The 19,441-nt window shown below is 63.3% G+C and carries 23 protein-coding genes and 1 pseudogene; 8 read left to right on the forward strand and 16 right to left on the reverse strand.

Going from position 1 to position 19,441, the window contains the following annotated elements; genetic code table 11:
* Nucleotides 1–20: 20 nt before the first annotated feature.
* The 13 genes from ACFOYW_RS18285 to ACFOYW_RS18345 form a co-directional block, all read right to left on the reverse strand.
* The gene (locus tag ACFOYW_RS18285; protein WP_390232441.1) at nt 21–596 is read right to left on the reverse strand and encodes an ImmA/IrrE family metallo-endopeptidase; all 576 of its coding nucleotides are present in this window, start codon (nt 594–596) and stop codon (nt 21–23) included.
* A 31-nt stretch (nt 597–627) separates the two neighbouring features.
* On the reverse strand, nt 628–1,029 hold the full coding sequence (locus ACFOYW_RS18290) for a helix-turn-helix domain-containing protein (protein WP_390232442.1): 402 nt from the start codon (nt 1,027–1,029) through the stop codon (nt 628–630).
* A 174-nt stretch (nt 1,030–1,203) separates the two neighbouring features.
* Nucleotides 1,204–1,569: a hypothetical protein gene (locus ACFOYW_RS18295; protein WP_390232444.1), complete on the reverse strand. Its 366-nt coding sequence runs from the start codon at nt 1,567–1,569 to the stop codon at nt 1,204–1,206.
* On the reverse strand, nt 1,559–1,873 hold the full coding sequence (locus ACFOYW_RS18300) for a hypothetical protein (RefSeq protein ID WP_390232445.1): 315 nt from the start codon (nt 1,871–1,873) through the stop codon (nt 1,559–1,561). Before ACFOYW_RS18300 ends, ACFOYW_RS18295 begins: the two co-directional genes overlap by 11 nt.
* Nucleotides 1,874–1,956: 83 nt before the next feature.
* Complete coding sequence (locus ACFOYW_RS18305; RefSeq protein ID WP_390232447.1) at nt 1,957–2,268, reverse strand: hypothetical protein; 312 nt, start codon at nt 2,266–2,268, stop codon at nt 1,957–1,959.
* Nucleotides 2,252–2,971 carry a hypothetical protein gene (locus ACFOYW_RS18310; RefSeq protein WP_390232449.1) on the reverse strand — a complete coding sequence of 240 codons (720 nt, stop codon included), beginning with the start codon at nt 2,969–2,971 and terminating at the stop codon, nt 2,252–2,254. The genes ACFOYW_RS18305 and ACFOYW_RS18310 overlap by 17 nt, the downstream gene beginning before the upstream one ends.
* A 119-nt stretch (nt 2,972–3,090) precedes the next feature.
* A complete protein-coding gene (locus tag ACFOYW_RS18315; RefSeq protein ID WP_390232453.1) occupies nt 3,091–3,951 on the reverse strand; it encodes a replication-relaxation family protein in 861 nt (286 codons plus the stop codon).
* A 202-nt stretch (nt 3,952–4,153) separates the two neighbouring features.
* On the reverse strand, nt 4,154–6,361 hold the full coding sequence (locus ACFOYW_RS18320) for a type IV secretory system conjugative DNA transfer family protein (RefSeq protein WP_390232455.1): 2,208 nt from the start codon (nt 6,359–6,361) through the stop codon (nt 4,154–4,156).
* Entirely contained in the window at nt 6,361–6,621 is a 261-nt protein-coding gene (locus ACFOYW_RS18325; protein WP_390232458.1) for a hypothetical protein, read from the reverse strand. Before ACFOYW_RS18325 ends, ACFOYW_RS18320 begins: the two co-directional genes overlap by 1 nt.
* Nucleotides 6,622–6,789: 168 nt before the next feature.
* Nucleotides 6,790–6,987 carry a hypothetical protein gene (locus ACFOYW_RS18330; protein ID WP_390232460.1) on the reverse strand — a complete coding sequence of 66 codons (198 nt, stop codon included), beginning with the start codon at nt 6,985–6,987 and terminating at the stop codon, nt 6,790–6,792.
* Nucleotides 6,988–6,989: 2 nt separating this feature from the next.
* A complete protein-coding gene (locus ACFOYW_RS18335; RefSeq protein WP_390232463.1) occupies nt 6,990–7,616 on the reverse strand; it encodes an MT-A70 family methyltransferase in 627 nt (208 codons plus the stop codon).
* Nucleotides 7,617–7,763: 147 nt separating this feature from the next.
* Nucleotides 7,764–8,144: a hypothetical protein gene (locus ACFOYW_RS18340; RefSeq protein ID WP_390232466.1), complete on the reverse strand. Its 381-nt coding sequence runs from the start codon at nt 8,142–8,144 to the stop codon at nt 7,764–7,766.
* A gap of 5 nt (nt 8,145–8,149) precedes the next feature.
* Nucleotides 8,150–8,527: a hypothetical protein gene (locus ACFOYW_RS18345; RefSeq protein WP_390232469.1), complete on the reverse strand. Its 378-nt coding sequence runs from the start codon at nt 8,525–8,527 to the stop codon at nt 8,150–8,152.
* A gap of 61 nt (nt 8,528–8,588) precedes the next feature.
* On the opposite strand from ACFOYW_RS18345, the gene ACFOYW_RS18350 reads away from it, so the two are divergent.
* The 3 genes from ACFOYW_RS18350 to ACFOYW_RS18360 all read left to right on the forward strand — a co-directional run bounded on the left by ACFOYW_RS18350 (nt 8,589) and on the right by ACFOYW_RS18360 (nt 11,063).
* Nucleotides 8,589–9,392, forward strand: a complete 804-nt coding sequence (locus ACFOYW_RS18350; RefSeq protein WP_390232472.1) for a hypothetical protein — start codon at nt 8,589–8,591, stop codon at nt 9,390–9,392.
* A 114-nt stretch (nt 9,393–9,506) separates the two neighbouring features.
* Nucleotides 9,507–10,100: a helix-turn-helix transcriptional regulator gene (locus ACFOYW_RS18355; RefSeq protein ID WP_390232475.1), complete on the forward strand. Its 594-nt coding sequence runs from the start codon at nt 9,507–9,509 to the stop codon at nt 10,098–10,100.
* 165 nt (nt 10,101–10,265) lie between these two features.
* Nucleotides 10,266–11,063 (forward strand): helix-turn-helix domain-containing protein, encoded by a 798-nt coding sequence (locus ACFOYW_RS18360; protein ID WP_390232477.1) that lies wholly within the window; start codon nt 10,266–10,268, stop codon nt 11,061–11,063.
* 11 nt (nt 11,064–11,074) lie between these two features.
* On the opposite strand, the gene ACFOYW_RS18365 is transcribed toward ACFOYW_RS18360, so the two are convergent.
* Complete coding sequence (locus tag ACFOYW_RS18365) at nt 11,075–11,284, reverse strand: helix-turn-helix domain-containing protein (protein WP_390232480.1); 210 nt, start codon at nt 11,282–11,284, stop codon at nt 11,075–11,077.
* Nucleotides 11,285–11,538: 254 nt separating this feature from the next.
* Here ACFOYW_RS18365 and ACFOYW_RS18370 point away from each other — a divergent pair, with 254 nt between their 5' ends.
* The 3 genes from ACFOYW_RS18370 (at nt 11,539) to ACFOYW_RS18380 (ending at nt 16,937) form a co-directional block, all read left to right on the forward strand.
* Complete coding sequence (locus ACFOYW_RS18370; RefSeq protein ID WP_390232482.1) at nt 11,539–12,405, forward strand: hypothetical protein; 867 nt, start codon at nt 11,539–11,541, stop codon at nt 12,403–12,405.
* A gap of 69 nt (nt 12,406–12,474) precedes the next feature.
* On the forward strand, nt 12,475–16,308 hold the full coding sequence (locus ACFOYW_RS18375; protein ID WP_390232485.1) for a hypothetical protein: 3,834 nt from the start codon (nt 12,475–12,477) through the stop codon (nt 16,306–16,308).
* Nucleotides 16,309–16,346: 38 nt separating this feature from the next.
* Entirely contained in the window at nt 16,347–16,937 is a 591-nt protein-coding gene (locus ACFOYW_RS18380) for a hypothetical protein (RefSeq protein ID WP_390232488.1), read from the forward strand.
* 10 nt (nt 16,938–16,947) lie between these two features.
* Here ACFOYW_RS18380 and ACFOYW_RS18385 read toward each other — a convergent pair whose 3' ends face one another.
* Together ACFOYW_RS18385 and ACFOYW_RS18390 are read right to left on the reverse strand one after the other, a co-directional pair.
* Entirely contained in the window at nt 16,948–17,166 is a 219-nt protein-coding gene (locus ACFOYW_RS18385) for a hypothetical protein (RefSeq protein WP_390232491.1), read from the reverse strand.
* A gap of 368 nt (nt 17,167–17,534) precedes the next feature.
* Complete coding sequence (locus ACFOYW_RS18390) at nt 17,535–17,924, reverse strand: hypothetical protein (protein WP_390232494.1); 390 nt, start codon at nt 17,922–17,924, stop codon at nt 17,535–17,537.
* A gap of 379 nt (nt 17,925–18,303) precedes the next feature.
* On the opposite strand from ACFOYW_RS18390, the pseudogene ACFOYW_RS18395 reads away from it, so the two are divergent.
* Both ACFOYW_RS18395 and ACFOYW_RS18400 read left to right on the forward strand, forming a co-directional pair.
* Nucleotides 18,304–18,585 (forward strand): annotated as a pseudogene (locus tag ACFOYW_RS18395) (site-specific integrase); the annotation flags it as partial.
* A 9-nt stretch (nt 18,586–18,594) separates the two neighbouring features.
* A complete protein-coding gene (locus ACFOYW_RS18400; RefSeq protein WP_390232632.1) occupies nt 18,595–19,374 on the forward strand; it encodes a hypothetical protein in 780 nt (259 codons plus the stop codon).
* Nucleotides 19,375–19,441: the final 67 nt, after the last annotated feature.

Raw genomic sequence — 19,441 nt, forward strand, 5'->3', positions numbered from 1 at the left:
TCCCCTCCTTTCGGGGTGAGTTAGTCGGTGTGAATGCGATCGGTGAGGCCGAGATCGGAGATGCGCGTCTGCGCAACGTCGGGCGGTACCTCGAACATGGTGGCGATCTTCTCAAGTTGCGTGATGCCGTGCTCGGCAGTTCGACGCACGTCCTTCTCGGGCATCAGCGCGACACGGGCAAAGTAGTTGGACGCGAGCTGCTGCTGCACGTCACCGATTGGCGACCCTGGGTCATAGAGGAAGGCGACGTCGGGGGCATCGAGGATCCGCTTGAACTCACGAAGCAGGTCGTAGGCCTGTTCGCGCGGTTCATCGCTGCCGATCAGGATCTGCCATTTGCCGGTGTGCTCGTTGAATTGGCTGGCACTGGGTACGGGCACGTCATTGGCGTAGTGGATGTCGATTTCGGGCGTCAACAAGAGGAGCTGCGTCGGCGACAGAATGTCGCCAGCTAGCGTCGTCATTCGCTCCGCCTGGGCCTTGGCAACGCTGAGCGCGGCTGGAAAACTGACCGGCTCGGGGCCAACTGGATAAGCGTCGCGGAGGCGCTCAACGAGATCGTCCGTTAGCTTGCGTTTGTTCTGTGCTGATGTCATTGAGTGGTCCTCCTTTCACGACGACCGACGGTTAGTGCTTGTTGTTCGGATTTCCCGGCTCGCGCAGCGGCTCGTCGTAGCGGATACCTTCACGTTCGGCGACTGACTGAAAGTAGATCTCCAGCTCGTCGATCGCTTCGGGTGAGAGCCTCATGTAGCGCGACTCGAGATAGCTGCGGTACGGCGGCAGCGATGCCTCCGCCGTGTAGCTGACGTGGCGGAAGAGATCGACGACCGGGATGCCGAGAGTGTTGGCGACCCGTTGCAGCACGTCTGCACGGGGGTGCTGGACGACGCCGGCTTCGATGCGCTGCATGTTGCTGCGAGGGATGCGAGCAAGCTCGCTGAAGTGGCTGAGTGACAGGTGCTGCTTTTCGCGCTCCTGCTTGATGTAGGTCCCGAGGGTTTCGGTTGGTTTCTTGGCGCTGGTCATGTCTGGGTACTCCGTCTAATACACCCTCATTTTACCTCTGTTCGACATAAAAGTCCAGGTCAGAAGCGTTTTTTACAACACTCTCGTTCTCTATGAGAGAACTCGCCTGCCCCTGTTTTGAGTTGTCAAGATGCTTATGCTCCGCGTGCTTGCGTGCTCGGAAATGGGCTACGGTTACTTCTCGAAGAGGTGGTATTTCCCGTCCAGCTCGACGATGTCGTCGAGGTTCTCGGCTACGAGGTCCCAAATCCGATCGGTGTCGATTTCAATCACTCCGTCGCCGAAGGCGTATTCAGCGGCGACCTCGTCGATCCGAATGCGGAACTCCGTGTACTCGGTGGTGTGCTCCAGTACGTGCTGGCGGTCGAGGGGGTAGCTGCCGACGTGTGCCTCAGTGAAGATCTCCAGCAGGTCTTCGGAGCTGCCGTCGACATCGGGGGGGCTGAGGTACGCCTTGAAGGCGCTTCCGTAGTCCTCGATGAGCGGACGGTGCTCATCCTGGAGTCCAGCGAGCACGTCGCTCGGGATGTCAGCCCGCACCCATACTTCGTAGGCATCGCGATCTTCCCCGAGGACTGTGTTCCAGAGCAGCCGGCCAAGCTGCGGCGCGCCAGGCGATCAGCTGCTTATCGTCGCTCGTGACGTCCGGCTGACCCAACAGCGCGAGGTAGTCGTAACGCAACACCTCGTTCCGGGTGTCGCCGGTCTGGACATAGCTCGCAAGGCCGCCGACCTCGTAACGGTCCTCATATCGGCGGACGAGGTGATCGGCGATCGCGAGCGCCCCTGCCCGGCCGATCGGACGGTTCCGTTCGAGAGCGCGGCGCATCTCGCCCCCGATCACTGCGTCAAGCTCAGGGAGAGACGGGGCGGCCTCGGCGCGGTGTCGAGCTGAGAGCGCCGGGGGAGTCATCGACTCGTTATCCATCACTTCAACTCCTTCTTGGGTTCCTTGCTCTGTTGGTAGACGTGCTTCAGGTACTCCAGAAGCGCGAGCGTCCACGCCTCGTATTCTTCGAACGCGTCCAGCTCAAGGAGCTCTTTTGCCGCTTTCCATGCGTCGAGGCGACCGGTCCCGGCGAAGCGGCCAAGCGCTGAGTGCGTGCTGTCGTGCACACAGGCGGCGATGAGTCGAGCAGTCGAGGTGTCGATGAGCCGCCCCTCTTCCGCGGCGTCACGGATGCCGTCGGTAATCCCGGTGCGGGCCAGTTCGTTCCAATAGCTATCGAGCGAAGACATACGTTTTCCCTCCCAGCTCGATGGCGTCCCACTCGAGCCCGATCTCGGCGCGGCGCTTCATCAGGGGGAGCACCTCGCTGTCGAAGTCGGTGCGATCCGAGCTGCCGACGAACGCGAGATCGAACTCGCTCAGCAGGTTGTCCGCCGTGACGTCCACGGCCGGCAGGCGCAAGAATGCCTTGAACGCATCGCCCTTGACGCTCGCGTGGTGCAATGCCTCGTTAATAACCGGTTGGGCGTCCGCGAGCGTGAGGTCTTTCGGAACCTGCAGGATCGTGTCGATTTCCGTCGGATCGTCCGCGCTGTGCAGGAGCATCAGATTGAGCGGCAACGGTGTGGCGAGGGTCGCGTTCGTCTGCTGCTCGTGGCGGAAGAGGTGCGTGCCGAGCACGTCGATGGCGACGCGGTCGCGCGGGCCCGTCTGCGGGTGCCAGTAGAGCGGCAGATACTCTTCACGCAGCTGTTTGTGGCTGCCTTCACCGGACGTGACGTAGCGACTGAGCGCTTCCGTCGTGGCGTTCCCTGGTGCGTCGGCAAGAACGCCATAGGCGATGAAGCGTGCGGTGATCGGATGCACGTCGACGCCCTCTGCCAGCGCCTCGAGGTATTCATCGAAGATCTCGTCTTCGAGAGCCTGGCGGAAGCCCGGCTCAACTTCTTTGGGGACCGGCAGCGTGGCGATGTGCGCGTTGATTTCGCGCATGGTCCGCGCGTAGAGCGGGTCGTGCTCGGGACTGCCGGGGTTAGTTGATGGGTGCTTTTCCACAGCGGTGATTCCTCCTCTCTGCGGTGTCTAGGTAGTGATGAATGGCGGCGCAGCGCTTACGCGGCGTCGTCGGTGCTTCCCTGGCCGGCAATGACGGAAGCGAACTCGTCCGTGGTGCAGACCTGGAAGTAGTGAGCGGGCAGATCCCGCTCGACGGCGATCGCGCCCGCAACCGCCGCACGGCGGCGGCTGTCGGGCACGACCCACAGCACGCGGGGGAACACCCCACGTTCGGCCTGTTCGGCGCCTGTCGCGGCGTACGCGGCGTACGTCCGACATTTGGCCATGACCTTGCTCGAGACGTGCTCAGTCGCGCGGTCCAGCTCGATGAACCAGTGGTCCTCGAAGTCGCTGCCTACGACCGCGGAGACGAGCGTCAGGTCCGGCTTCACCGTCACGGTCTTCAGGTGAGCCCCGAGGAACGTCCGCCAGTTGGCCGGCTCGGCCTCGACCGAGAGCACCTCAATGCGGCCGCCCCGTTCGAGCTCCAGGACAGAGATGGCGAGGTCGGCGACACCGAGGATATGGCTCACGAACATGCTGCCTGGCTCCATGAAGCGGTGCGGCGAGCCGCGGCCGGTGCGCTCCTGCTGGATGCGCCGCCCCGTCTCGGAGAGCTGCCAGACCAGGCCTTGGCTGCCGGAGCGGATGCCGCCGCGGCGCACCTCGAGTGGGGTCACGACCTTGTCGTCGCGCAGGCGACTGAGCGTGCGCATGGTGGCCTTCGTGGCGGCTCCCTGCGATGCGTGACCATCCACTGCGCTTGCTGCGACGGGGAAGCGCAGCCGCTGGATCTGCCTCGTTGTGAGCAGGCGGAAGCGCTCGAGGTCGTCGAGCACGAGCAGGTCCCGTGGCGTCAGGCGCTCGAGGCTGTGCTGCCAGCTCAAGCCGCGGTAGTGCGCCGAGTATTTGTTCATGGGCCGCTCCTTTTCTTGCTCAGCGACAGAGGCAGCTGGCTGTCCTGTCGCCTGTCTCGTCGGGGGTACTGTGGCGTGCTCCACCCCTCCGTCTTTTCCGCGTCTTTTCGGGGCGTTCGCGCTGACAGGGGCGGGGACTCACCTCTGTTGGCTCCCCAACAGAGGTGGAGCGGGGGTGCGGGGGAGCTGACCAAGAAGCCCGTCATGATGGCCTCCGTCGTCTGCGTCCGACTGGCGCATCCGGTGACGCAGCTTTAGCGGCAGCATCGCTCGGAACTGCCGCGGTCTGGTCGGTGTCATCTGACTGGAACGGGCTGCCAGGTGGTGCTGATTCGTGGCGTCCGAGCACTGCAGCGCGGACGTCTGCGACATCGTGAACCGACTCGACTGGTGGCAGGGTTCTCGCGAGTGCCCACTCCGTCGTGACGCCGTTCACCACCGGCCGGACGTATACCTGGTACCTCTCAAGCGCCATGAAGTCGGCGGGCTCGAGGCCTGGCGCGAGCTTGGCGAAGGTCCGGGCGTCCTCGTCGGTCTCGAGCTTGAAGGCGATCTTGGTGCGAGCGTTGGCTGCGATCGCGCTCTTCATCTCGTGGGGCAGCTGGTCCCAGTACTGGACAGCCGTGATCCACGAGACGGAGAGCGACCGGCTGCGGGCATAGGCGTCTGCGAGGGAGACCGTCAAGCTGCCCATGAAGCGATCGGCTTCATCAAGCAGGACGTGCCCGATGCGTTTCTCGTGGCCATGCTCGGATGCCCGCTCTTGGGTCGCCTGCCAGATCTCGGCAAGCACCAACCCGATAATCAGCTTGGCGGTCAGCGGACCCACCAGCGCCTCGTTGGCTTGGACCAACACGATCTTCCGTTCGCGCCAGATGTCGCGCAGTCGAAAGCTGCCCTCGGCCTGGCCGAAGAGCTGGACGGCCGCCGGCCGCAGCAGCACCTGGTTCAGTTTATTCATCGGGGCCGCGAGCATCGAGGCACGCTGCCCGGGACCGAGTGCTTCGAAGGCGGCCCAGGCCATCTGCAGTGCTGCGTCATTCTTCGCGCCGAACCCGACGACCTCCGCCCTAAAGGCAGGGTTCGTCCAGACCTTCGGGATGTCGATGAGCGTGTAGGGCACGCCACGGGCGTTGCCGGCGCGGGTGAGCGTGCGCAGCACAGTCGAGAACAGATCCTCGGTACGCGGGCCCCAGCCGTCTGCGAAAGTGAACCTGAAGACGTTCAGGACGAAGTCAGCCTGCACATCGGGATTGCGGCCGCGGGCATCGAGCGGATTCGACGTTGACGAGTTGGGGTCGGTCGCGTCGATGACCTCGACGTCGCTCCAGCGCTCCTTCGGGATGAACGACAGCACGCGGTCGACGAGCTGGCCCTTGGCATCGAGGATGCAGATGGCATCGCCGTCGTCGATGGCGTTCTTGGCGAGCCGCTCAAGCAGCGTCGTCTTGCCCACACCGGTTGGCCCGATCAGCGAGAAGTGGAAGACGGTGTCGGCTCGGGCAATCCCAATTTCCCGCCCGTCGCCAGGTACGTCGGAGCGGGCAAAAATGCCCTTCTTGGTCTCAACACCGCGTTCTGCTCGCAGCAGCTTCGGGTGCGCCGGCCGCATGCCGGGAAGGCTGCGTTCGGCGTCGCTCACGATCGGCCAGCCCGACAGCGCCACCAGCTCCGATACCGAGAGGCGGGTCCGCCACCAGCGCGGGGGAGTGCCGGTGTTCATGAGGTTGGGGTTGTCAGGCGCGAGCCGCACCGAGACACCGGGCGATTCGGTCACTCGAAGGGCGGCCATGAGTTCGCGGCCGAAGCGCTGGCGGCGTGACTGTTCCGGCGAGGCGACGCCGACGCGAATCTCGATATCGAGACGGTGCTCGGCCAGATGGTCGCGCACGCGATTGCGCTCCTCGCTACTGGCGTCCGGGATGCCGGTGAGGACGGCTTCGGGGAAGCGAACGTGCGGGTCGGCGATCTTGGCCGGGACGTGCTGCGGCGCCGAACTCTGCCCGATCACGACCTGGAGAACGACGGCCTCGCCGTCTTTGAGCGGGCGGGACAGCGCCCCGTAGAGCGCCCTCGTGAAGCGCTCCGGCTCGCTCACCTCGAGCGGCAACCCGTGGCTTTGGATGCGCAGCTTCTTCGCCGTCTGGACCGAGCTGCGCGCAGGATCACCCGGAGACGTAAGTATGGTGCCGGGCAGCGTGGTGGTCAGCAGACGGCGAAGAAGGTGCACGTCCTCGGGAGCGCATCCCAGTAGTTGTCGGATGCCCTCCTTGTCAGCGCGGGTCTCGAGGATGACCACCGACCCGGCTCGGTCGGCGGCCATCCTCGTAAAGACCTCGCTCACCCGCTCGGGCTCGAGCAGATGGGGGAGAAACACCTCGGAGAAAACGAGGCCATGCGGCGCACGCATTAGCTCACCTCGCTTTCGCCGACTGCGTCCGATTGGTACTTCGGACGCAGCTCGCTCAACTTGTCCAGCCCCGCGAGGAAAGGGGCGTCGGCGCCGCGAGCCTCGGCCTGGTCATGCGCCGCCATAGCGACGACGACCTTCCCGAGCTGCGGCGCATAGTCGAGCGGGTTGTCGATGGAGAAGACGAGCAGGCCGCGCCGGTCACTCTGCGGCGCAGAATTCGCCTGACGGCGCGACGTACGTTTGCGTGCTTGGGGCATGGCCAGTCATCTCCTTTCGATTAGATGGAAGGAGCGACCCACCGCTGCTGCCCACTTTCGGGCAGTTCGTCCGGCGCTTGTTATGCGCTTTCTCGTTGTATTTGTCAACAGAAATCGACGTCTGTTGTGAATTACACAACGAGCGGACAGAGGTGAAATCGCTCCTGGTTACCAGCGGCTGTTCCGGGCTCTCCACCAGGTGACGAGCACGCCGATCCCGACGCCGACGGCAGCGAGGATCACGAGGATCCACCAGATGCGGGCGAGGTAGCTCAGCGCCACGTAGAGCAGGATGACCGCGCCGCAGACCAGCAGGCACGCCTCGAAGAAGCGCTGGAAGAGGCCGCCGCCGCTGCCGTTGTTCACGGCTACGGCTCCTGCTCGTCGAAATCGGACGGCACGGGGTAGCCGAACGGCAGCAGCGAGATGTCGCTCGCCACCTCGTTCCCCCACACCGACCAGCCAGGTCGGCGCGTGACACCGTCCTCGTTCATCGGGAAGCGGCGGCCGAAGACCTCGAGGGCGGGACCCGGCAGGAGCCGCTCGATCAGCGGGAATATCTCGTCGGGCTTCCGCGAGTGTTCGCGGCGCTTGAACGTCTCGATCGAGCGCTGGCCGTGAAAGTTGAACGGCACCTTCCCGTGAACGCCGAACAACATCACCTCATGGGCGCCTCGGAAGTAGGCACCGAGCGCCATCACCGGACGCTTGTCCCAGATGAACGTCGTGATGTAGCGGTAGCCCCACGCCTCCATGACTTTGAAGGCGTTCGGCAGATCATTGCTCGTCGTCCAGAGGAACAGCGCCGAGTTCACGGCGGCGACGTGCTTGATGGCGGTCCCCATGCCTTCGATGTCACGGAGGCTCATGAGGTCGTAGTGGCGGGAGGCACCGCGGCCGCCCTTCTGGCCGGTAGGCCAGGGCGGGTCGGCGTAGATGACGCGGTACTTGTGTTTCGGGGTGGGGCGCCGGCTCTGCGGCATCGGGATGGACATGGCGGTGGACTCCTTCGTGGTAGTTAGGGGATGCGGGTCTCGTTATGCGCCCGAGAGCGAGTCGCGAGAATGTCTCGTCGGGCGGGTAGGGCGAGGTGAGAGAGTCGGGCGGCCGAGACAGTCGAGTCCCGGCCGCCTAGAGGAGTGCTACTTGTATTCGCGGAGACGCTCGTTCGCGGCGTAGGCGAGCGCGATATCAACCGCGGTCGCTTTCCGCTCACCGTCGACCATCTCCGCCAGGAGGTCGACGAGTTCACCGTCGAACTTGGTCTGCGCGCTCACGGCGCCGGAGACGCCGTCGACGCGCTTGTCGATTTGTCCGAGACGCTTAGCGAGCTTGTCGGACTTCTCGCCGGCAGTCGTCTGCCTGCGGCTCAGTGCCGCGAGGTCGTATCGCAGATCGTTGATGCGTGCGAACAGGGTCCCGATGATCACCACCGGCACGAGGATGATGAGCATCGCGGCGATCACCACCCCTGACGAGACGTACCACGGCACGCCCTCGACGAAGTGTTGGAAGTCGGCCATCGGGATCAGCGCCCCAGCTCGTCGATGATCGATCCGGTGATGAAGGCTTCGCGGAGCCGATCAAGGTCGGGAGCTGCGCCGGGCGCGAGCTTGATGTAGAGCTGCAGCTTCTGCTCGGTGATGGCGGCGTTCATCATTTTCCGGTCGACCCGGTTGGCGCGGTTGTCCTCACGGATCATGTCCAGCTGATGCTGGAGCGACTCGCGCGAGGCTGCGATAATGAAGTTTGCCTGGTCGGCTGCCAGGGCGACCAGCACGTCAGCGCGAAGCGTGTCCAGCTGCTTGTTGGTGGCGCGGGCAAGTCGCGATCCGAGCGGAGCGCTCGGCGAGAGGGGCACCACTGCGCCCGGGACGAGCGGGGGAACGGGGGTGATTTCGTTCATGAATCCAGGCTCCCGGTGAGGCCGTTTCTCGTCACTGACACGAAACTGACAAGCTGACCCCGTGCAAGACGACCCGCTCAAGCAGCAGCTCCTCAAGGAGCTACGCGAGTTGCGCCGCGGTGAAGGGGCACTCTCTCTGGAGCGGATCTCGCAGTGCGAGGCCCTCGTTCGGGTTGTAGGCATGGGTAGCGTCGAGCAAGCGCATGCCACCCTGTTCGAGATGTTCAGGCGCTGCGCCGCCGATCCCGACGGTGACATCCGGGCGTATCTCGAGACCAGCGGCATCGGGCTGGAAGGCAACTCGGTGAACCAGCGGTTGGATGCGTACGCCGCGCAGCACAACGTCGACCAGCGCACTGGGTTGCGCCGCAGCGACCGCGGCGCGCTCAAGCTCGCGACTCTGTTCCGCGACGAGGAGCTGTTCTACCGCCCCTGGGGTCACCTGACGCTGTACCAGTTCGGGGCGACCGTGCTCGTGAGCATCGCCCTGCATATGGACCCCGCGTCCGAGTATCGGCCGCCGGCTGTGTGGGTCAACGACGAGCTCCAAGAAGATCTGGCATGGGACTTCCAGCAGCCCAGTCCGACCACCGGGTACGTGCGCGCCCTGAACCACCTCGACGGCCACCCGTTCCAGCCCGAGGCGAAGTGGCTGTTCAAGGTCGACGTCGAGTGGCGCATGGGCGTGTGGCCCACCTGGGTGCTCGCCGCGCAGCTGGCTGACAACCGGCTCGTCTCCAAGATCCAGACCCAGCGCAACTTCATGACGGAGGCCACCATCACCTGGGGAGCCTGGCCAGGAGAAGACCTACCTAAGACCGGCGACTTTGCGTCATTCGACCAACCGACTACCGACGTACGCTGAGCCGGCCACGGTCTCAATTCCGGGTTTTTCGTTTCCGTTCGACGGAACCCCGGACGGAAGGCGACGCTACTTGACTCCTCTCCAGATCCGACCCTGGAGCCCGAAGGAGTCAATGTGCGCGTCTCTTTCGCTGGCCCCGATCCGTGGATCGGTTCGACACTCTCGCAGCGACTCGCCAGCGTCGACAAATGCGAGTACCTGGGACAGGCACCTTTGGACTCGGAGCTGCACGCGGAGGCCGAGCTCGTCGTGCTGGACGGAGCAGCCGGGGGGTCTGCCTCCCATCGAGCTGTAGAGCTCGCTCACACAGGTCGCCGGGTGCTCATCGTCATAGAGGAAATTGGCCGCCCCCATATCCTCGCCGCGCGCGAGGCAACTGGCGTGCGTGTCTTTCGCCGCTCGGAAGGACCCGAGCAGCTGGTCGAGCTAATCCTGCAGATCTTGCATTGCGAAGAAACCGACGCGGAGGATGAAGGCCCTCTACCGAACGACACCGTGCGCCTCAGCGCGCAGGAGCGCCGCGTCCTCATTCTCACCGCACGGTCGGCAAGCGCGCGAGAGATTGGGCACGAACTCGGTGTCACCAGCGGAACTGTCGCCGCATACCTAAGGCGGATCCGGGCAAAGTACGCGATCGCGGGTCGGCCGGCGCGAACAAAACTGGACCTGTACCGTCGCGCCGTCGAGGACGAACTGATTACCGAGTGAGCGATGCGAAGACGTCATCACGAAGATCGGTGCCCGCTGCCGACAATCGGGGTCGGCGTGCTCGGCACGCGGAGTAAGAAACGTCCTTCGGAGCCCGCTTTCATGCTAAATGTGTACGCATAGACATTTGTCTCACTTTCTTGCGACACAGATAGGGCCGAGTCGATGGCAGACCCCATTGGTGCTCCCGACCTCCAGACCGTTGGCGAGTTCGCCACTGCGCTCAGGCAGTTGCGCGAGGCAAACGGCAACCCGACGCTCGAGGCGCTGTCGCGCAAGGCCGGCGTATCAAAGACCGTATTGTCGGAGGCCTTTGTCGGGAAGAAGCTACCTTCGGAGCGCACGGTGGTCGCCATTGCCCACGCGTTCGGAGCGGACGGCAAGGACCTCGCCGCTCGTCGCCGCTTACTCGATCTGGATGCAGCTCCACCACGGAGTCCCAAGGGGCGTGGGTTTGGAAAGCTGACGCTCGCCGTCGTGGCCGTCGCAGGCCTCATTGTCGGCGCTGGGATTGGCGCCGGCGCGACGTGGGGCTTCGACTACGCAGCGGCCGCGCAGAAGGCTCACGTCTCGAAGACGGTTGTCACCGATGCCGCAAAGATCGTCGTCAAGAACGGCACCGACCCGGCAAACACTGCATGCGTCAACGATGCCAAGGTCGTCGCCTCTCAAACGGAGACGCACGACACTCAGCTCCAGATCATCTACTCCGCTGCCTGTCATGCCGCCTGGAGCCGGATCAACCGGTACGACGGCAAAGCAACGGGCAACGAGATCTCGACGAGCATCTATCGCAAGATCGCGCCGAACGCGAAGGACCGCCAGAGTACGACCGAACCCGATGCGCAGAGTGCCTACACGACGCTCCTTGTGCGGCCTTCCGCCGACACGGAGATTTGCGCGAACGGCAGCCTGACGCTCGGTGGTCAGACGATCGATTTGGAAACGCCGATCTGCTTCTGATCGCGAAGCGGCTAGTTCAGCAGCTCGAGCGGTTCCACGCCGAGTTGATCGGCCAGTTTCTCCACCGACCGTAGGCTGAGGTTTCGCTCGCCACGCTCGACGGCGCCGAGATACGTGCGGTGGTAGCCGAGTTCGTGAGCGAGGGTCTCTTGGCTAATCCCGCGCTGTTCGCGCCACGCCTTCAGATTGCGACCGAGCGCTCGCTGCAGGCCGCCTTCCATGCCCCCAAGCCTGAAAGTGTGCTACTCATTGGTCTACAGACTTATAAGTAGCAGCGGGCACCGGAGGAAAGCATGAGGGGTATTGACGCTTGGTACAAAACATGATACAATCTCATCATCACGTCAGTACGGCGGTTGTAGACATCCCTCGCGATGATCTCCCGCCCGGGCGAGCTGACGCTCCGTCTCCGAGCCCGCGCACCTCGACCTCGTTGCATCTAAGCGCCGCGTTTCGCGGCAAGGAACCGCTCCCCATGAGTGAGCACATCACCAACCGCACCGACATCCTCCGCGACTCCAAAGAGAAGCTTCTTCGCCGCGGCCTCCAGATCAGCAGCGTCATTGCGCTCTCGACGATCGCTCTCGCTGGCTGCGCCTCGAGTCATGCCGCTGCTGAACCGAAGCCGACCCAAACGAAGTCCGCCCAAGCCTCGCCGAAGCCGACCGCTACCCCGTTCGTCGAACCGACTCCGACAGTGAACGCCGACCCGTTGCCTGACTCTCTCAAGCAGCTGCAGGCAGACACCCTCGAACAGTTCGATGCCGAGCCGTGGGATCAGAAGCTGGCCTACATGACCTGGCTTGAGAACCAGAATGGCTACACGCCGCAGGAAGCTGCGCGCGAAGCTGTGATCCTTGCTCCGACCTTTCCGAGTGGCTTCATTACCGACCCGCTTACCGTCGCCCCGTACCCGACCGTCGCGCCGACTAATACCCCGGCGGAGATAATGACGGTCGACGACTACGTCAGCGACGTCGTCTACACGCAGAACAATCTACTTGACGCCGAGAAAATGCTTGACGCCGATCTTGTGAACGGTACGCGTTCACCATCCTGGAGCTACAGTGAAGGGATTCTGGAGAAGCAACAGTGGACCGACCCCGGCGACGACGAGAAGGGGGTCCTTATTGAGTTTGCTGGTACAACCACGACCGTTGACAATGTGACTGGACCCGAGACGCTCCCGAACGGCGACATCGTCGAGACCATCAACTGGCATGGCACTGCGACCTCGGGCGACGGCTTGACGACCGTGCCAACAAGCGGCCCGTCAACGTTCGAATACCACACGTTCAAGGACTATAAAGGAGATACTGAGAGCGGCTGGTTTGCCAAATAGGCCAGATAATTCGATAGACAATAAACGCTCTACATTTTGTAGAGCGTTTATGCTTTACTAGATGCAGGCATGGCCTGGCATAAGAATCGAATACAGCGCGTCCTTCTGGCGCTTTTCGCCCCGATCGTGGCGTTCTCTTCGATTGCCGGACTGCAATTCTTCTCGGGATCGGCCGTCACGGCGAACGCTGCCTCAACGGTCGAGGCTTCGCTGTCGGATACCGATCAGGCGACCTCGATCGCCTACTTCAACGACCTGCGCCAGTGCTTCCAACAGGCAGAGTCGACGATCAAGACGTCGACCAGCTCACCGCAGACCGCCGCTCCAAGCACCTGGTTTCCGTCAGGCCTGAAGATGGACGTCCTCGGCCAGAGCGAGTCGTGTTCGGACATCGCCACGGCCGCACTGAAGCTGTGGGGCTTCAGTGCCGATGGCGGCGATCTCCTCGAGCAGATCGGCTACACCTACAGCGCCAAGCTGCCGGGATACACGGACAGCAAGGGCGGGTTAGCGATCCAGAAAGGCTTCACGTCGTATATGTCGTCGGAGGTCTTCGGCAAGAAGCTGGCGGGGAACAGCAGCTTCCCGACGGCGGGCTCGTACTACGCCTACCAGCAGACGCTCATAAACAGCTCGTGCTCCGCGACGGACTTGGGGCCAGTCGCCAGCCTGAACGCTGCGCAGGCCGATCAGATCGGCACCACGGTGAGCGGTATGACCTACACCAAGACGACCGTGGTGAACGGCGACGGCTCAACGTCGTCCGATGAATTCAGCTACAAGTCCGGGAAGTCCGATGTTTACGTCTGGGGGTCGGCGCAGAGCGCGTCGGGCATAGACGACGGCTCCACGTCCGCGTCGACGTTCCAAGCCAGTTGCGCCACGCTCGTGAAAGACATGGGCAGCGCTGCCACGGCGGCAGCCGCGGATCTCGCCCAAACCACCTGTACGACGGCGCTCACGAGCTCAAGCAGCACCCCGACCAGCGCGCAGGTCAGCGCCTGCGCCGCAGGCCTGGCACACAAGTCGAACATCACCTACTGCGCCACGACTGCGACCTACACGGCGTCGAGCGCTCTCGAGACGGCCTGTTTCCAGGGCGCTGGTTATGGCAACGGGGTCAAGTGTGCGGTGAAGTACTCAGACGCCAGCGATCTGCAAGCCTGCCTGATTGGGTCTCAGACCAACCACTGCTCGACCTTTACGACCGGTACCCAAGCGGCGGAGACGCCGTCCGACGTACTCAGCGGCGAGATCGCCGCCTGCCAATACGGGCAAAAGATCGGGCCGGGCGCAACCGTGGCGGGCGGCAACGCTCAAGGGAATACCTGTGCTACCAATCCGCTGTTGGCAAACTGCCAGCAGTGTCCTGACGGGTCAACCCCAGCGGCGGAGGGGTCGTGCCCGACGACTCCTTCCTGCACCATCTCCGGCATCGGCTGGATCGTCTGTCCTGTGATGACCTTCCTCTCGAGCGTCGCGGACAGCATGTACGGCATTCTCAGCAGTGACTTCCTGCCGGTCTCGCCGCTGTCGACGACGATCCAGGCCAGCAGCGGGAAATCGGTGACGTCGCCGACTTATGCGGCGTGGAAGATCATGCAGTCATTCGCCAACGTCGTGCTGGTCATCGTGTTCCTTGTCATGATCTTCTCCCAGCTCACCGACGGCTTCGGCAATGAGCAGCGGCTCGCATCCTGGGGCGTAAAGCGGCTGCTGCCGCGGCTGATCATCGCGGCGATCGCCATGAACCTCTCGTTCTTCGTGTGCGAGGTTCTGATCGACCTCTCGAACATCTTCGGCGTCTCCGTAAAGGGGCTTTTCGACGGCGTCGCCTCGAGCGTTGCCAGCAGCGCCGGCACGACGATCACCGCGACGGTCGGCAACGGCAACGGGTGGGGGAGTGTCGTCGGCACCGTGCTCGACGTGGTGGCCGGTGGTGCCATCGGCTACTTCGCCCTCACGATGTTCGGCAGCCTGCTGCTGGCCGCGGTGCTGGTCCTTCTGATGGTCTTGTTCATCCTGATCGCCCGTCAGGTGCTCATCGTGCTGCTCGTCGTGCTCTCGCCATTGGCGTTCGTAGCGTTCATCCTCCCGAACACGCAGAAGCTCTTCAAACGCTGGTGGGACATCCTGTTCGCGCTTCTGCTGCTCTTTCCGATCATCGGTGCCGTCTACGGTGCTTCCGAGCTGGCGTCAATCGTGCTGCAGTACAGCTACTCGGCGAAGTTCACCGTTGGCAGTCAGACGATCTCCAACCCGAACTCCAGCTGGTTCGGACAGATCCTCGCCTCAGCCGTCATGGTGATTCCACTCGTCGCCGTGCCATTCATCCTCAAAGGAGCGCTCTCCGCCGTCCCGATGCTGGGCCAGCTGTCGCAGAAGTGGGCGAACCGTGCCAACAGCAACTTCGGCAAGCAGCTGCGCAGCTCCTATCAGAACAGTGCCATCGGGCGAGGTCAGGCCACCCGCCGCTTGGCGCGCCAGAACCTGCGTGACCAGCGCTTCGCCGAGAACCTGCAGCGCAAAGGCGTGCTGGGCACCCTCACCCGGACGGCCGCCGGCGGCTTGTCGCCGCTGTCACTGGACCGGCGCTCCGCGGCTGCGCAGAAAGAGGCGATTCTGCGCGCGGCGACAAACACCGCTGCGACCGCCCAGAGTGCCGAAGTCAAAGCCGCGATGGAGCTCCTGTCGCGTGAGGTCGGCACCAACCCCGGCGACATCCTCACGCATATCCAGAAGAACCACGCCGGGATGAGCGACGTGCAGATGGAAGCAGCCGTCGACCACTTGCTCGCTCACGAAGGAACCCGGGAGCTGCGCACTCTCATGAGCGACCAGGGCGTCATGAGCCGCCACGCTCGCAGCGTTGCCGTCTCGGCGAGGCGCAACGACTCCGTCGTGCGTCGAAAAGCGCCGGACCTCGCCAACTGGGCCTCCACCACAGCCGCAGCCCAAGGCGGAGCCTTCGGTGGCTCCACCACGGCTTCCACCTATGAGGGAGCGCAGGCCTCCAAGCTCATCGACCTCGATCCTGCCTCAGCTGCGGCAGCCGAACCCTACATCCAGCCTGAAGAGGCCCGCAGGGCGCTTCAAAGCCAGCGCGCCATCGAGATGAAGCCTGACACGCGGAAGATCCTCGAGCGAGTTGCTGCCATGCAGGGTGCTCAGGCGATGGACGGTGCGCCAGTCGTCGACACCGCCGGTGGCGCACCAGCTCCAAGCAACGCCGACGTGGCGCCAGGAGCAGGCGCACAGCCCGTGGACTCATTCCAGCAGCCACCGACCGATGACAGCGCGGCGGTCGACGCGTCGAGCCTGCGCTTTGATGGCAGCTGGGTCCAGACGGGCCCGGTGTGGGACGACGGCTTCTGGCGGCAAGGGCCGGCTCTCGCTGGTGACGTCCTCCGGCAAGTGAGCGACAAGGGCGGATGGCAAGCCCTCAGCAACGAAGACGTTACCGCCGCATGGGAGCACGCTCGTCAGCTTCCGCCGAGCGTCAACAAGGACGCGCTCCTCCAGCAAGCGATGCAGGAAGTTGCACGTCGCAACCTCATTACCCCGGCGCAGGCTGCAGCCACCAGCGGCGGCGTCAGCGACCCGACATCGCCGCAGGAGATACTCAACATCGACCACACCGCCAGCACTCCGGCGACGAACGCACCCGCTTCGCTGATGCAACCCGCCCCGAACACGACGGTTGAACGCATAGGCAGCCAAGAAGTGCTGACAACGGACGCCCGACGGCTGAGCACGGAAGATCGACATGACATCTTCAACCCAGCCGCTCCGATGAGTGCGCAATCCGACGAGGCCCTCAGAACAGTGGTGAACCAGATGGACCGAACACCGTGGGGCGACGAAGCCGAGGCGGAACTCAGGCGTCGCCGCAACAGCCGATAGCCGAGTTCGAAGCACTAACGAAGAAAAGGAAGAAGGTGATGACGAACAAAACCAGCAGAAGGAATCCACGCAAGATCAAGGAGCGCCGAACAGCTACGAGGCCGGCGGTGCTCGCTGGTATTGAGTGGAGTACCCGCGTCGCGCCGGCGCCGCGCCGCTGGTGGTGGTTTCTGCTGGTAGGCCTGGGCGGGCTGGCGTGGGTGCTTATCGAAGTGCACCTGCAATCATGGACCGGCGTTGCTCTTGCCGTCGTAGCGACGGTGGGACTCCTCATCCTGAATAAGGGCAGCCCCCGCACGCATAAGATCACGGTCACCCCGGAACGCATCACGCTCGACGTCGCGGGGCTCCGTAAGTCGCACGTCGAGATCGACATGGCGGTGTTCAACGCGTTTACGTTCACCGAGGCGAAGCCATCCAGACGCGAGCGATCGATGCAGCCAACCCTGACCTTCTTGCCGGTAATTCCGGTCCAGATCCCGCTGACCGTATTCATGACGCGGAACGAGAAGAAGAACCAGCAGATCATCGATGATCTCGCGACGTTGCTGCCCTACGATCCAGCGCCGGTGTTTCAGAAAAGCACCGGAGTGCTGGACCGGCTTGCCCGGTGGTTCGGGATCGACTAACTGCGCGTCCTCACCAGCGCTTCTCGAGGTAGTCCACATCGACATCATCGACATCGACGTCGTTGTCGCCGAAGAAGCCGCTGATGGTGAAATGGATCTTCGCCCTCGTACCGCTCCAGTTCGTGGTGAGAACGACGCCATCTGTGTCTGCAGGCACATCGGTGCCGAACATGCCGCCGTTGATCTTCACGCGGGTACGGACCTTGTCTCCAGGCGAAAACGATGCCACTTGCTGCTCCTCTGCTTAGCGCGGTTGTGCCGCAATCGACCGCTTCCAGAGAGCGCGGCCCTCTGTGATGCGTTGAACAAGGACCCTTTCCGCGGCGGGGGCCCGCGAATCGGGCCTCACATGCTGATTCGGGACTCGCGGAGTGTGCACATGCAAGACAAGCCCAGTGCATTTATGCCGAGCCCGAGCGATCATGTCAATGCCGATAGCAAGGCTCAATATCGACGTCCGCCGTCGGGTCCGGCGCCTGTCCGAGTGCAGGCTCTGACTCAAAAGGCGGCTGCCTTGCCTGGCGTCGTCGCGTCCAGCCGAGAGAAAGAGAATGCCCCGCATGACAATCGTCATGCGGGGCGTGTGCCTCATCGTCGTCAGTAGAGCGGCGGCGTGTTCACACCGGCCACCTCGCTCCGCATGCCGCGAACCGAGGTGGCGGCAGCCTTCACGTGTTCAGCGGTCAGCTCGTTGCCGCCGGCCGCACGTGGCGCTCCGACAATTCGAACGTCGTCACGATTGCGTAACTGGCCCTTGCCGTCGAAGCGGGGGAGGGGCCGGCCTGTGAATAGCCTTAGCTCGTTCTTGGCCTGCAGGATCTCGCGGTGTTCGAGCTCTAGCTGAAGCCAGAACAGCTTCTGCTTCTGGTTCTCGGTGAGCGGTGTTGGGGGCAGGTTGCGAATCTTCCGCTTGAGGCGACGTTCCTCGGCGGCGACGTAGAAGTGCCGACGCAGGCGGGCGATGAGTGTGATGTGGGTGATTGCCATGAGGGTTGCCTCTCGTAGATCCCCAAGCCTGAGGAGACGGGGCCGCCCTGATTGGGCGACCGGTGGGGGCTCAAGCGACTGTCGAGCCCTCATCGGTCACCCCATCAGGCAACGTCGTCATTATAGAACAAACGTTCGAGGTTGTCAATGGTAACTATACGGTGTGTGCGTACTGTGAGTGCCCTCAGCTTGTAGGCACCACCAAAGGGGCTATGCCCCATCCAGACTCCGCTTGTAGATATCGATCGTCGGCATATCGGCCTCATCTGAGATCCGCAGAGCATCCCGCCGACCCCAATTTGAGGGGTAATATGCGATCAGCCTCTAGCGAATACGAACCGGCGACCGGGTGACGATAGCGAGATCTGCTATCAGCGACATGGTATCGATCAAGGCGTCGGGTGGAATATCCGAGGATGGCGAAATACCTCCCGTGGGATTTCGCCTAGATAATGTAGGCACCCGATCGAGTGACAAGAGTCAATTATCTGAAGCTACCCGACGGGCGTATGCGGCGGACTTGCTAGATATAAAGACATGGTGTGCTGAGCATGGGATACCTGCTACATCGCATCTGAATCCACGCCTGCTGTTCGCCTATTTGGTGGCCCAGGCGCGGGCAGGGAAGTCGCCAGCCACGATCCGCAGGCGTTTGACGACTTTGCGAGGCTTGGTCGGCTCCGAACATCTCGACGAGAGCCGGCTGTCTGCCGTTACGCTTACGCAGATCGAGCGCCAGGTGATGAGGGCTCAGGGGAGTCGGACGGGCGTGCTGGTCGTTTCAGACGACGCGATCATCCAGGCGGGGCTGCGCGCCGTACTCAGCGAGACGGGGGTTCTCTGCTGGGCTGAGGGTCTCGACGGATTGGAACCGTCGACGGCGACCACTTGGGATTACGTTCTGGTTTGGATCGCATCGCCGCGGGGGATCGATCCCTTCGGTGCGATTCCTCGCGTTGCGGCGCTCGGTGAGCGAGTAACGACGCAGGTGCCAATCATTGCGGTCTACAGCGGGGCGTTGTCTCCATTTGTTCGGCTGCGCATAGCCGAGGCGGGCTTGCGTTACGTTCTCCCGCACGCATGGCTGTCTAGCAACCTGAACAGGCTCTCTCAACTACTGGAGAGCGCGGAGGTTCCTACGCGGTTCCACTTGGAGACGCCGCTTGCGCTGAGGCAAAAGCTGGAGCTCGGTCTCGCGGGCGATCTCGAGCGCCTCCTTGAGGCCGCGCTCGAACTCCCACACCAAGTGTGGACTGGGCATCTGCCGCAGTCGCATCTGCCGATCAGCCGCGCTCATGTCCAGCAACTGCGGCAGCTGGCCTTGGATGTCGCAGGCATTCCGGCACCGGACTTTTCGAAATACGCCACGTCACTGCGCACCCCGCCCTCAACGCCGGAGTGGCATCGAGTGCGTGAGGTCGTGCGCCACGCGTTCAATATCAGCACATAGCACACCTATCGGGTGCAGAGCAACATTGTCGCGCTGCCGATTTCGCGCCTTCTAGCTTGGCTTCCGG

Origin of the sequence: Gryllotalpicola reticulitermitis, from assembly GCF_042651345.1 — a bacterium.
Lineage (GTDB): Bacteria > Actinomycetota > Actinomycetes > Actinomycetales > Microbacteriaceae > Gryllotalpicola > Gryllotalpicola reticulitermitis.